The sequence below is a fragment of the Pseudoalteromonas sp. MTN2-4 genome, from assembly GCF_042848605.1.
GTDB lineage: Bacteria > Pseudomonadota > Gammaproteobacteria > Enterobacterales > Alteromonadaceae > Pseudoalteromonas.
This window is the reverse complement of sequence record NZ_BTGK01000001.1, coordinates 215,636-228,703: the sequence shown is the minus strand read 5'-3', so window position 1 is coordinate 228,703 and position 13,068 is coordinate 215,636. Positions and strand designations below refer to the sequence as shown.

Genomic DNA, 13,068 nt, shown 5'->3' with positions numbered 1-13,068 from the left:
CCGCTAAAAAATCAACCACCACTTAGTTGCGTCAATATAGCATAAAGCGTGGGGACCCAAATTGCGGTGATCAATGCACTGATTATCATGGCTGCCGAAGCAAAAGCACCAGCCTGAGGGTGGTGTTCAATCGCAGCTGCGGTGCCGATACCGTGGCATACTACCCCAAGAGCAAGGCCTTTTACTTTTTGGTCTTTAACTTTAAATAAATGTAACAAAGACAACCCAAACACGGCACCAAACATGCCGATTAAGATAACCATAAAGGCGGCGATAGCTTGAATGCCATTTAATCCTTCTGTGATAATGAGTGTAATTGGAGTGGTCACTGAGAGCGCCACTAAAGAGTTTAACAGTTCATCAGGTACAGCAAAGAGTTTACATAGTATGAAGGCAATTAATGAGGCACTGGTGACACCTATAAAACCACATAGTAATAGCAAGCCCAAGCTGCGCTTAATTTCATGAGTGTGCTTATAGAGCGGGTAGGCGAGTGCGACAACCGCCACTTCTAGAAAGAAATGAATGGGATAACTGGCTTTGGAAAAGTCCTGATAATTAATATCTGCAAAAATCAGTACTGCACTCAGCATCACAATACAAAGTAGCAGAGGGTTAAGTAAAGGAGAGGGAAACTGACTATTCAACTTTCTGGTAACTATAAATAGCCCAGTAATGGTCGCGCAGACAAAAGTTGAGATAAGCAAGTCACTTAGCATGCTTACCTCTTAAACTAGCAATGAATGAAACCAAGACAAGCCCTATAAAAGGTACTAGCAGCAATACCAGCAACAATAATGACCAATGAGTCGCAAAGACATCTATATGCTCAACTAATCCAACACCCGCAGGTATAAAAAACAACGCCATATACTTCAAAATAGGCTGGCAAGCAGGTGCAAGCCAAGATTCTTTCACGATATTCGTCATTAATAAGACAAACACAATCAACATAGCCAATAGCGCGCTGGGAAAAGCAATTTGAAAATATGAGGTTGTTAGCTTTGAGATAAATAAACAGCCAATCAGCAACATCAAACTGGCGCTGAATTTAAACCAAGCTACAAGATATGTTTTTGTATTATTCATAGCTCAAGTATAAAGAGTCAGTAAGGAGTGTCGATGCGACCTTCTTACCATTTGCCCCGTAGTCTATATGGTTTTGGATCGTCTTTAGTCGCATTATGCATGGCGATACGGGTATTTTTACTTAATAACAGTTTTATTTGTGACCAAGTTTCTTTTGCAAGAATGCGTCTGCGGTTGAAATGAAAACTTGCTTGGCTCACCCGTTTAATTGCAGCGAGTGCATCTGGGGAGCGCGTTCTGAGTTGTTCTATGATCTCATTACAGCGCTTTTCAGGGTCTTCAACTATTTCAGTGATCAATCCAAGTTTAAAGGCCTGCTGGGCATCAATTGGCTCTCCTTGGCTACTCAGCAATAAGGCTTTGTCGTATTGCGTGATGCCAAGTAACAAAGGTGCGCTGCCCATGTCAGGGCACAAGCCCCAACGTGACTCCATAATTGCAACTTGTGTGTTGCTTTTGGCGATGCGTATATCAGCACCTAGCGCAATATGAAGACCTCCGCCAAAACTATTGCCTTGCATCAGCGCAATAACAGGTGCTGGGATAGTGTGCCATCCAAGTACGACCCTCTGCACAAGGTTAGCGTTTCCAGGCAGCCATTTAAATAGTAACTTAACGATGTTCAGAGGCTTGGCCATGACGGACCTAACATCTAGCCCAGAACAGAAATGCTCCCCACCTCCACGAATTACTACAGCTCGAACTTCACGACGTTTTTTGATTTTTTTAATGCATTGATCAAGTTGGATAAACATTTCAACGCTTAAAGCGTTTTGTTTATCAGGACGGTTCAGTGTGACGTAAGCAATATCATTTAGTATTTCGAGAGAAACCATAGTAAGCCTGTTTGTTATTATAGGTTTAGAGTTAACACTCTATATGGCTTTGTTTGCCATGTAAATTCATCAATTCGACTCAAGACCGTAGCCAAGTAATTGACGGTTTTGTATTATAGCGACAATATTTGTTAGTGAGACTTTCTATGCCTGCACGTCTTTGTAGTATTGAAGAAGCAACCCATCAAGCTTATGAAATTTTTCAAGAGTTAGCACCACAAAATTTATCTGAGTTAGATATTGCTGAATTTAACCAACATCATGAAGAGTTTGGCTTTATTGAAGACAGTGAACCCGATGATAGCTGGCAAGAGTTTGTATCTCTTGAAAGTGATCTTGAAGATTTTGTACAAGTTTCAGTGGGCATTGAATACGAAGATGGTGATGAAGTACTTGCTAAAATTCTTATCAGTCGCGATTTGGATGCGCCGTTCTGTCATGTGTTATGGAAGCAAGAAGCCGAAGAAAACATTCAATAGATAAGCATGTTAATAAAAAAAATAACAATACCGGCACTCACAGCCAGTCTTTGCTTTGCTACTTTCAGCAACCCTACTTATGCGGTAGACCCATTTGAAGATTTCCATGAATATGGTGAGCTATCAGATGAAGAAATACATGAACTTCACAAGGGGGAGTTTTTATATGGTGATACTGAGTTTGGCCTGATTATTAACAAAGGTAACGCAGAGAACACCGCTTATAAATTAAAGGGCAATTTGTATCAGGATTTCACTCATTGGCGAAATCACTTTAAGTTTGACGGTCTTTACCGCGAAGACAGAGACGCAGAGACTGGGGATGAAACAGTTTCAGCTGAACGTTACTTTGTGTCAATGCAAGGGAACTATAAAATTGGTGAGGATAATGAATCGTTTTTCTTATACGCGGACTTCGAAGACGACGAATTTAACGGTAAAGAATATACCGCTACCTTTGCTCTCGGATACGGCACGCGTTTATTTGAAGGCAGAAAGAACACTGTTGATTTAGACATAGGCCCTGGTTTATCAATTACCCGAACCAGTGATGAAATTGATTTGTTAGAGGGTGTAGATCGTGTTCAGCAAGGTCAATTAGTACGTTTGGCATTACAGTGGGAACGTAAAGTGTCGGAGAGAACGCGTTTTAACCAAGATATCAGTTTTGAGCGCTCACTATCAGGGTTAAATACCCGAGTTTTGAGTGAGACAGCACTGGTAACTCAAGTGCTAGGCGGAATTGGTTTTAAAGTGGCTTATACCTACAGGCACAACTCACAGCCAGAAGAAAACAAACTTAAAAAAGACAGCGAAATCAGTGCGACATTGATTTACAGCTTTAGTGGTGGACTGCAAGATTTCTCGCGTCCAACTCCAGTTAAAATTGAAGATTAATTAAAGAGAGTTTATGTATAAACATACACAATTTGCATGGGTGATATGGGCAATCTTATTGTGGATCAGCAGTTTTTTAGCCGTTGCTGCGCAATTAATAGGGTTTAATGCGGGTATCATTGGTTTTGCTGTATTACTCGTTTTGGTTGCTATTGCTTTTTATGGTCTGACTGTTGAAGTGAATCAAAGCAACCATTCAGTTAGTTTTTGGTTTGGCCCAGGTGTAGGTAAGAAAACACTAAATTTTAATGATATAGAGTCTGTGAGAGCGGTTCGTAATTCTTTACGGCATGGTGTCGGAATGCGCATCAGCCATGATGGTTGGGTTTATGCCGCTGCTGGTTTCTCTGCGATCGAAATTCTACTAAAGGATGGCACTAAATATCGAATTGGTACAAATGACCAAGAAACCTTGCTTGCAAGTTTTCCTGAAGCACTCAAGCATGTTCCTGAGGTGATTAATACCCCTGAACAAGCTGACATTGATGAAGACGACGAGGAATATGAGCCAATTAAAAAGCGCAAAGACCCATTTGATTTTAGTTAGACATAGTTAGCTCATTTAGTCTAAATAAAAAATAGCGCCGAACATAACATTGGCGCTATTTTTTTGCTTATAGCTTATAGCTTATAGCTTATAGCTTATAGCTTATAGCTTATAGCTTATAGCTTATAGCTTATAGCTTATAGCTTATAGCTTATAGCTTATAGTTGCATTAGTGGTCGTGACCACAGCCGCCTTCTGCATGAACATGACCATGCTCTAGTTCTTCAGCGGTTGCTTCACGAACATCAACAATTTCAACGTCAAAAGTCAGCGTTAAACCAGATAGCGGGTGATTGCCATCGATCACCACTTCATCACCTTCAATGCCAATGATGATCACAGTATGCTCACCTTCGTCTGTGGTCGCTCTGAACTGCATGCCAACATCAATGTCCATACCGTCGAACATTGACTTCTCAACAACCTGCGTTAGGTTATCGTGACGCTCACCATAGCCTTGCTCTGGCTCAATTGTTACAGAGAAAGTATCACCAGCTTTTTTGTCTGCAATAGCTGCTTCTAAGCCAGGTACTAAGTAACCGTGACCTGAGATAATCTCAAGTGGCTCACCGTCATAAGTGTTATCTATGGTATTTTGCTCATCATCCATAACAGAGAAGTGCATTTTTACAACGGCGTCTTTAGTGATTTTCATAATATGATCCAATTATTGATCTTCAAGAGAATAAGGAAGAGGCTGGACTGAAACCAACTGCTCTGGAGATTGTTTTAACCTAAGTGTAGCATCTGATTGTGTATCATTTGGTAATACAGCCAGTGCAGAGTAGGTGTTTGAATTTGTATTAAACACTTGGCAAATGATTTTGCCAGCACGACGCCAATTGTCTTCAAGTTGAATTTCTAAATCTGAGTCTTCAACTGCTTGAGAAGCACAGCCTTGAACTATATACATAGCGCGTTTGTTTTTACCTAAGTAACGCATACGTGCAACAGTTTCTTGACCTGTATAACAGCCTTTTTTAAAGCTAATGCCACCGATTGCTTGAAGGTTGATCATTTGCGGTACAAATTCTTCAATGTAATCAGTGCTTAGAGATGGCTCACCGGCTAAAATGGCTGCTTCTGTAAACTCAGTTGCATCGTTTTCAAGGGCAATGCCATTAGGTAATTCTGCGTTATTGTTTAATAAAACAACTAGACGAGTTTCATCGAGTTTCAGGGCAATACCGCCAGCAAACTCACAACTATTGTGTTCGTCTGAGAATGAGATCTCAAATTGCGCACAGGTTGCAGAAAAGTCGTTGGTTAAAAGTCCGAAAAGTTTTGGGCTTTCGTGGAGTTCGATTTCTACTTTTGCAAAAACCCCGTACTTTTTTAGCTCTCTCGCTGAAGCTTCACATTCAGCAGGGCTGCCTAATAAATAAAACTTTGATTGATGCTTAAATAACTTAAATGCACCCCAAAGCTTGCCCTTAGGTGAACAATGACCTGCCCACAGAAATTGCTGTTCGTTAATTAAATTCAAATCTTGTGTCAGTTGGCCATGTAAATAGTTAAGCTGATCTTGGCCTGAAACTGAAATGAGATGTTGGTTCAAAGGAAAAGCACGTGCGTGCGACATAGTATTTATCCCTATGAAATGATTTATGTTAATGGTAGCGCATTTGAGAATACGCTTAAATGGCTTTAACTTAAAAGCTGCAAATTAGCCCAAGATTATATGCGGTACAAAGCGACTCAGATCTTGTGTGATTAAAGAGCTGTCTTCTCGAATACTCATAGCAACAGCTTCATCTTTTACCATCCAGCTACCAATTAAAGGGTAGTTGCCATCAAAATTTGGTAAAGCATGAAATGCTTGATAAATAAAACCTTCATCACCATAGTCGCCCCCAGAGCTAGCAAGTGTTTTGCCTGCTTTGGTGATTTCTATATTTGCCCCTTCACGAGAGTAAAGCGGCTTCTTAACGATACCAGCGGCACTATCGAGTTTGTGCTTATCTTTTGAAAAATAAGCAGGTAACAGGTTTGGATGACCTTCATACATTTGCCAAAGTAAAGGCAAAATCGCCTTATTTGAAATGATGGCTTTCCAAGCCGGCTCTAACCACTGCATTTTTAAATTCGATAAAGCAGGTGCAAACTCATCGGTAAACATAAACTCCCAAGGGTAAAGTTTAAACATCCAACTTATGGGGTTATTGTTCAAGTCGGATAATTGGTTGGCGTCATTAAGACCAATGTCTTCTACAAAACAAAAGCCAGTTTTTAAACCCGCCTCCATGGCACAGCTGCGCATGTATTCAACTGTACCTAGATCTTCTTCTGTGTCTTTGCAGCACGAGAAATATAAACGTTGAGCACGATGAAAACGATGAAGCTGTCGAAAATGTTTTATCAGTGCTTCTTGTAAGGCATTAAACTGGTCGCTTTTTCTAGGCAGTTGTCCAGTATCTACCATATCTTCAAGCCAACGCCATTGAAAATAACCTGCTTCAAATAATGATGTGGGCGTATCAAAATTTGCTTCGAGTAATTTTGCAGGGCCAATGCCGTTGTAACTAAAATCAAAGCGGCCGTATAAATGCGGATCCCGTCTAAACCAAGAACGACGAATTAAATCCCACTGTTGTTCTGGGATGGCAAATAGCTTCATGAGCTCATCGTCGTCACAGACCTTAGAAACTAGCTCTAACAGCATTTGATTGAGTTCGACACTAGGATCTTCTATGTCTTGCTCTATTTGCTGTAAAGTAAATTGGTAATAGACACTTTCATCCCAATAAGTTTCACCGTGCATGGTATGAAAGTTAAAGCCAGTTTCTTTGGCGAGTTGTTGCCAGTGTGGGCGAGGCAGGGATGATCTTCTGAACATAATGTGAAACTATAGGTTAAGCTTTAGCTTAACCTCCCCAGCTACTTCTTGAAGCACTACGACCAAAACCACCGCGTTTACGAGTAACGGGCTTTCGTTTTGCTTTGTAGTTCACTTTACTTGATTTGACGAGTGTAGAACCGCTACTACTCGCAGTGGCTACATAGTCATTGTTAGAGTTACGATAGCTAAAGAAATCGTCACGGCTACGGTATAAAGGTTTGGCACCTGAATAGTATTTGCCGCCTAACATGGCACGCTTATGTTTACGTTTCTTCTTTAGGGCATCGAGTCCTTCATCAACGGCTTCAGCGACTAAGCCTATCATGAAGCCTGCCATTAAAGGCTGCCAAATCCCGCCGTTTGATTCGCATCTATCGAAACCAAAATCACCTTCACATAATTGCTCGGTGGCGTAACGCGGTGCTTCATTCAAGTGTTGTTCAAGTGCTTGTTGATACTCAGCTTGACAAGTTTCTAACTCAATACCAAAAGAGTTACATTCCATCGTATCTTGGAATAACAAAGCAGACTCTTCATTATCACCACAGCCTGCAAGTGAGCCAGTAGCGCCCATGAATAAAGTCAGTTTAATGTGTTTGCTACGTTTCATCAGGCCTCCTAGTAAGTCATACAGGCGGCGTTTAAAACTCCCGTAGCCAATGAGGCTGCACCCAAAAATAAACCAGCACTCAAATGTTGTGCTTCAATTTTTTCAGACAGCTTCGGCATGTATAAGCGAACAGTAAAAAATGTAACTAGCTGCATAATGCCTGCAATCACACCCCAAACCGCGAAATCTGTAAGTGACACCGCATTCACCGCTGCACTGGCGATTGGTAAAATAAAGCCGATTAAAGTACCGCAGAAAGCAACGGCAGCAGCAGGGTTGTTTTCTTTCATTAAACGCCATTCACAGTGTGGCGTAATATAGGTATACACAAATAAAAAGCACAGTGTAATAATATAACCGATTACAAAATAACTAATAAAAGGCAAAAACCCTTGTAAAGATTCCAAAATCATTTTTTATCTCTTCTTATATCTGATAGTTAGTTTTTAATTTGTTTAAGCGTTTTTAAAAGCAAGTTGTTCGATTTCTCGATGCAGTACTGCATCGTCACCCACATTGAGTTCAATCAAGCGTTTCAGATGTGTCACACTTTCAAGGTCGATTTGATTACAGTGAAGGCCTAAATATTCACTTTCGACATGTCTTACTTCGACTTCCATTGAAATCAGTACATCACTGTCTGGTAAATGAAACTTTAGGTTAGCGGCTTCACCTTGTAGGGGGACATAGCCTACAGGCAAGGTGATCAATGCGCCTTTTAATGAAAGGTCGAGTACTTGGCAATTGTAATCACCACTGGCAGTCATTAAGGTCGCCGGGTTTGAAAACAAAATACGCGTAAAACGTCTACGTTCTTCCATCATCATTCTCTCAATATTCTAGATAATCTAAGCATAGATATTAATACACTTAGGCTACAGTGTAAAAAAGCCCTGCATAAACAGGGCTTGTAATAATGATTTGCAAAAGTTAGCTAATGCGTAGATTATTTAGCTAATTTTCTTATACTTGATACGCTTAGGTTCAGCAGCTTGTGCACCGTAAGTCTTTTTCAACCAAGCTTCGTACTCTGTATAGTTACCATCAAAGAAGTTCACTTGACCTTCGTCACGGTAATCAAGAATATGTGTAGCGATACGGTCTAAGAACCAACGGTCGTGCGAGATACACATTACACAGCCTGGGAATTCTAAAATCGCATTCTCAAGGGCACGAAGTGTTTCAACGTCTAAGTCATTGGTTGGCTCATCCAGTAGTAAAACGTTACCGCCAGCTTTTAAAAGCTTAGCTAGGTGAAGACGGTTGCGCTCACCACCAGATAGCTCTTTTACAAACTTTTGCTGGTCGTTACCTTTGAAGTTAAAGCGGCCAACATAGGCACGGCTTGGGATCTCAAAGTTGCCAATTTTCAGTACGTCTTGACCGTTAGAGATCTCTTGGAAAACAGTGTTACTGTCGTCCATGTTATCACGGAACTGATCAACCGCAGCGAGTTCTACAGTTTCACCAACATCAACAGTACCAGCATCTGCTTGCTCTTGGCCTGATATCATTTTGAATAACGTTGATTTACCTGCACCGTTAGCACCGATAATACCAACGATTGCACCTTTTGGTACGCTGAAGCTTAGATTGTCGATAAGTACACGGTCACCATAGCCTTTAGTGAGGCCATTTACTTCAATTACTTTATCACCTAAACGAGGACCCGGTGGGATGAATAGCTCATTTGTTTCGTTACGTTTTTGGTAATCGCTTTGCTGTAGTTCAGAGAACTGCGACATACGCGCTTTAGATTTAGCTTGGCGCCCCTTCGGGTTTGAACGCACCCATTCAAGCTCTTGAGCAATCGACTTTTGACGTGCTTTTTCAGCTTTTTCTTCTTGTTTAAGACGTGCATCTTTTTGTTCAAGCCAAGAAGAGTAGTTACCTTCCCACGGAATACCATGGCCACGGTCAAGTTCTAAGATCCAACCAGCAACGTTATCTAAGAAGTAACGGTCGTGGGTAATAGCCACAACAGTCCCTTCATAGTCGTGTAAGAAACGCTCTAACCATGCAACAGACTCAGCATCTAAGTGGTTGGTTGGTTCGTCTAGTAGAAGCATATCTGGCTTTTCTAGAAGCAAACGACAGATAGCAACACGGCGACGCTCACCACCCGATAAGTGCTCAATTTTTGCATCCCACTCAGGAAGACGAAGTGCATCAGCAGCACGCTCTAGTGCGTTATCTAGGTTGTGGCCATCATGTGCTTGGATAATAGCTTCTAGTTGACCTTGCTCTTTTGCTAGAGCGTCAAAATCAGCGCCATCCATTGCATATTCAGCATAAACTTCATCAAGGCGCGCAAGAGCGTTTTTAACTTCGCTTACAGCTTCTTCAACAGTTTCACGAACTGTTTTGTTTTCGTCTAATTGAGGTTCCTGAGGAAGATAGCCGATTTTAGTACCAGCAAGTGCATTCGCCTCACCTTCAAACTCTTTATCAACACCTGCCATGATGCGTAAAAGAGTCGATTTACCTGCGCCGTTTAGACCAAGTACACCAATTTTCGCACCAGGGAAGAAAGATAATGAAATATCTTTTAAAATCGTACGTTTAGGTGGCACCACTTTGCTAACGCGGTGCATTGAATAAATAAACTTATCTGGCAATGCCATAGATGAAACCTTTCATGTTCAAAATTAACTTGCATATTGTAGAGTTTACCTAGCGATTTCGTCAATCAAACAGCAGGTTATCTCTCTTTTAAACTCATGAAATTAACTCAAAACCAACAACGCTACACCAGAAAAAGCAATTAACCCACCCAATATCATATTCCTTGTCATGGGTTCTTTGCGCAGGGCACCAATGGTCATCACCATCAGTGGGGCGGTTGCGAAAATAGTTTGTGCGATAGCCGGATCGGTATGTTTGACTGAAATAAGCTGCAACCAAAGGCCAATAAAAGTGCCAAAAAACACCGCGACAAAAAGCCATTGCTTTTGACTTATGCCATTCAAGGTAATGGCTTGTTTGAGATTTTGTTCTTTTAGACATGCGACAACGCAAGCGACAGCCAGTGTGCCTGAAAATAAACGAATAAAAGCAGCCCACAAACTACCAATTTGTTCAGCGTTCATAGCACCTTTTGACATCACCATACCTGCCGCTTGGCAAGTTGCTGCAAGTAAGGCAAAACTAACGCCTTTGATGTAAATGCTGTGCTCAACTTGAGGTAATGGATTTTTAGGTTTAATTGCCAACAAAACGCCTAAAGTTGTGATAACAATACCAAGCCATGCAAGACCACTGAGCCATACGCCTAGCAATACAATATTTAGAACTCCTGCAATGGCTGGCGCGAGTGATTCAATGACAAGTGTACGTGCTGGGCCAATATTTCTAAGTGCAGCAAAATAAGCACTATCGCCAATAGCAATACCCAAAATGCCGCTGACAATAAGCCAAGCCCAAGAGCTGGCTAATTGCGGTAAAGGGCTGGCAGGCATAATTAGCAAAATTAATAACATCAGTGCACACGCAATTATGCCCTTACTGACGTTTAATTGCAGGGGCGATAAATGATGGCTAAAGCGTTTGTATAAAATTGTAGATGACGCCCAGACTATGGCTGCGCTGATTGCGGCAAGTTCACCGATCCCCATTTTTTTTCTCTTTATATAATGATGTTTGACGCGTGAATTATCTAAGTAAATTTTTCAGTTGCAAACAAATGAGTTGAGATTTTAGACATCTAAACATCTAGAGGTTGAATTTTTCGACTTTACGTTCATAATGACACCCATAAATTAAGTTGGGGAGAATTGTATGCCGATCACCGTAAAAGATGAGCTACCTGCCATTGCTACACTCAGACATGAAAATGTCTTCGTGATGCCTAAATCACGTGCAAGAACGCAGGAGATCCGTCCGATGCGCTTGGCGATTCTTAATCTCATGCCCAACAAAGTTGAAACCGAAGTGCAGTTTATTCGTTTACTTGCGAATACGCCGCTTCAGGTTAACGTCGATTTATTACGTTTAGATACGCATCGTAGTTCAGAAAATTCTGAGCAACACTTAGATATGTTCTATCGCTATTTTTCTGATGTAAAAGATGAAAACTACGATGCCATGATCATCACAGGTGCGCCGCTGGCTCATCTGGAATATGACGATGTCATTTACTGGCAAGAACTCAAAGAGCTATTTGATTGGGCTGAAAACCATGTGACCTCAACATTATTTTCTTGTTGGGCAGCCCATGCGGGTTTGTATCATCATTACGGTTTAAAGCGTGAACTTCGAGATGATAAATTATGCGGCGTATTTAAGCACCGTTGTTTGTTTGAGCATGGTGCGCTAACTCGTGGTTTTGACGATGAGTTTTTAGTTCCGCATTCTCGCTATGGTCACATTGACCTGGCTAAAATACAAAATACGCCTGAACTTGCGGTGTTGGCTGGCTCAGAAAAAGTGGGTGCGTATTTAATTAAAAACCAGTCTGGCAGTCAGGTGTTTTTAACTGGTCACCCTGAATACGATGCTGATACTTTACAAAAAGAATATTTACGCGACCTAGCTAAAAGCCCTGATGCGCCTAAGCCAGAAGGGTATTTCCCGAATAACGATGCTGAGCAAAAGCCGAGTAAAACATGGCAAAGTCATGCCTTTTTGTTATTCTCAAATTGGCTGAATTATTACGTTTACCAAACAACCCCATACGATATTAACTTAGTTAGCCAAGATGTAAGGACTAACAACTATGCCGAATAAAAGTGCAGCCTTAAAAGAGGCTTTAAAACAACGTATTCTTATTTTAGATGGCGCCATGGGTACCATGATCCAAGAATATAAATTTGAAGAAGAAGATTATCGCGGCGAGCGCTTTAAAGATTGGCATGTGTTAGTGAAAGGCAATAACGATTTATTAAGCCTAACTCAACCTGATGTCATTGCAGATATTCATCGTAAATATCTAGCAGCTGGTGCTGATATCATTGAAACGAACACTTTTAACGCGACCACCATTTCGATGGAAGATTACGAAATGGGCAGTTTGAGTCGTGAAATTAATCTTGAGTCGGCTAAATTAGCACGTAAAATCTGTGATGAGTTCACTGAGAAAGAGCCGCACAAACCGCGCTATGTAGCAGGTGTATTAGGTCCAACCTCGAAAACGTGCTCAATCTCACCAGATGTGAACGACCCTGGTTATCGTAATATTACCTTCGATGCGCTGGTTGAGGCCTATATTGAGTCTACGCTTGCTTTGATTGAAGGTGGCGCAGATTTAATTTTGATTGAGACGATTTTCGATACGTTAAATGCGAAAGCTGCGTCATTTGCGGTAGAAGATGCGTTTGAACAAGCGGGTATAACGCTACCAGTGATGATCTCAGGTACTATTACCGATGCTTCTGGTCGCACACTGTCAGGGCAAACAACCGAGGCATTCTATAATTCAATTCGCCACATTAAACCCATTTCAATTGGCTTGAACTGTGCACTAGGTCCAGACTTATTACGTCCTTATGTTGAAGAGCTGTCGCGTGTGTGTGAAACCTTTACTTCAGTCCACCCTAACGCGGGTTTACCGAATGAATTTGGTGAGTACGACTTAGAAGCTGATGAAATGTCATTAGAAATCATCGACTGGGGCAAAGAAGGCTTCATTAATATTGTCGGTGGTTGTTGTGGTACAACACCTGAACATATTAAAGCATTTGCTAATGGCCTTGCACAAACTAAACCAAGATCTCTGCCTGAGCTAGATGTGCGTATGCGCTTGGCGGGCCTTGAAGCGTGTAACTTGAATTAGG

The 13,068-nt window shown here is 41.3% G+C and carries 16 protein-coding genes; 5 read left to right on the top strand and 11 right to left on the bottom strand.

Annotated features, from left to right (window positions below; genetic code table 11):
* Nucleotides 1-11: 11 nt before the first annotated feature.
* From ACGHEH_RS01100 to ACGHEH_RS01090, 3 genes are read right to left on the bottom strand one after another with little or no spacing between them, the layout of a single operon-like run.
* A complete protein-coding gene (locus tag ACGHEH_RS01100; RefSeq protein ID WP_390441021.1) occupies nt 12-719 on the bottom strand; it encodes an LrgB family protein in 708 nt (235 codons plus the stop codon).
* On the bottom strand, nt 709-1,089 hold the full coding sequence (locus ACGHEH_RS01095) for a CidA/LrgA family protein (protein WP_390441018.1): 381 nt from the start codon (nt 1,087-1,089) through the stop codon (nt 709-711). The genes ACGHEH_RS01100 and ACGHEH_RS01095 overlap by 11 nt, the downstream gene beginning before the upstream one ends.
* Before the next feature lie 44 nt (nt 1,090-1,133).
* Nucleotides 1,134-1,925 (bottom strand): crotonase/enoyl-CoA hydratase family protein, encoded by a 792-nt coding sequence (locus ACGHEH_RS01090; RefSeq protein WP_390441016.1) that lies wholly within the window; start codon nt 1,923-1,925, stop codon nt 1,134-1,136.
* 146 nt (nt 1,926-2,071) lie between these two features.
* On the opposite strand from ACGHEH_RS01090, the gene ACGHEH_RS01085 reads away from it, so the two are divergent.
* Genes ACGHEH_RS01085 through ACGHEH_RS01075 form a run of 3 tightly spaced genes read left to right on the top strand, consistent with a single transcriptional unit; the run spans nt 2,072 to nt 3,848 of the window.
* On the top strand, nt 2,072-2,404 hold the full coding sequence (locus ACGHEH_RS01085) for a DUF440 family protein (RefSeq protein ID WP_390441014.1): 333 nt from the start codon (nt 2,072-2,074) through the stop codon (nt 2,402-2,404).
* A 6-nt stretch (nt 2,405-2,410) separates the two neighbouring features.
* A complete protein-coding gene (locus tag ACGHEH_RS01080) occupies nt 2,411-3,301 on the top strand; it encodes a YdiY family protein (protein ID WP_390441013.1) in 891 nt (296 codons plus the stop codon).
* Nucleotides 3,302-3,314: 13 nt separating this feature from the next.
* A complete protein-coding gene (locus ACGHEH_RS01075; protein ID WP_390441011.1) occupies nt 3,315-3,848 on the top strand; it encodes a hypothetical protein in 534 nt (177 codons plus the stop codon).
* Nucleotides 3,849-4,017: 169 nt separating this feature from the next.
* Here ACGHEH_RS01075 and ACGHEH_RS01070 read toward each other — a convergent pair whose 3' ends face one another.
* The 8 genes from ACGHEH_RS01070 to ACGHEH_RS01035 all read right to left on the bottom strand — a co-directional run bounded on the left by ACGHEH_RS01070 (nt 4,018) and on the right by ACGHEH_RS01035 (nt 10,911).
* A complete protein-coding gene (locus ACGHEH_RS01070) occupies nt 4,018-4,503 on the bottom strand; it encodes a peptidylprolyl isomerase (protein WP_390441009.1) in 486 nt (161 codons plus the stop codon).
* 12 nt (nt 4,504-4,515) lie between these two features.
* Nucleotides 4,516-5,430, bottom strand: a complete 915-nt coding sequence (locus tag ACGHEH_RS01065) for a YgfZ/GcvT domain-containing protein (RefSeq protein WP_390441006.1) — start codon at nt 5,428-5,430, stop codon at nt 4,516-4,518.
* Between the two features lie 84 nt (nt 5,431-5,514).
* Nucleotides 5,515-6,684, bottom strand: a complete 1,170-nt coding sequence (locus ACGHEH_RS01060) for a glutathionylspermidine synthase family protein (RefSeq protein WP_390441004.1) — start codon at nt 6,682-6,684, stop codon at nt 5,515-5,517.
* A 28-nt stretch (nt 6,685-6,712) separates the two neighbouring features.
* The gene (locus tag ACGHEH_RS01055) at nt 6,713-7,297 is read right to left on the bottom strand and encodes a DUF1190 domain-containing protein (RefSeq protein ID WP_390441003.1); all 585 of its coding nucleotides are present in this window, start codon (nt 7,295-7,297) and stop codon (nt 6,713-6,715) included.
* Nucleotides 7,298-7,305: 8 nt separating this feature from the next.
* The gene (locus ACGHEH_RS01050) at nt 7,306-7,710 is read right to left on the bottom strand and encodes a DUF350 domain-containing protein (RefSeq protein ID WP_390441001.1); all 405 of its coding nucleotides are present in this window, start codon (nt 7,708-7,710) and stop codon (nt 7,306-7,308) included.
* 42 nt (nt 7,711-7,752) lie between these two features.
* Entirely contained in the window at nt 7,753-8,124 is a 372-nt protein-coding gene (locus ACGHEH_RS01045; RefSeq protein WP_390440999.1) for a PilZ domain-containing protein, read from the bottom strand.
* Between the two features lie 123 nt (nt 8,125-8,247).
* Entirely contained in the window at nt 8,248-9,921 is a 1,674-nt protein-coding gene (gene ettA / locus ACGHEH_RS01040; protein WP_390440997.1) for an energy-dependent translational throttle protein EttA, read from the bottom strand.
* Nucleotides 9,922-10,023: 102 nt separating this feature from the next.
* Nucleotides 10,024-10,911, bottom strand: a complete 888-nt coding sequence (locus ACGHEH_RS01035) for a DMT family transporter (RefSeq protein ID WP_390440995.1) — start codon at nt 10,909-10,911, stop codon at nt 10,024-10,026.
* 163 nt (nt 10,912-11,074) lie between these two features.
* Here ACGHEH_RS01035 and metA point away from each other — a divergent pair, with 163 nt between their 5' ends.
* Entirely contained in the window at nt 11,075-12,022 is a 948-nt protein-coding gene (gene metA, locus ACGHEH_RS01030; protein WP_390440993.1) for a homoserine O-succinyltransferase, read from the top strand.
* Nucleotides 12,012-13,067 carry a homocysteine S-methyltransferase family protein gene (locus ACGHEH_RS01025; protein WP_390440991.1) on the top strand — a complete coding sequence of 352 codons (1,056 nt, stop codon included), beginning with the start codon at nt 12,012-12,014 and terminating at the stop codon, nt 13,065-13,067. Before metA ends, ACGHEH_RS01025 begins: the two co-directional genes overlap by 11 nt.
* Nucleotide 13,068: the final 1 nt, after the last annotated feature.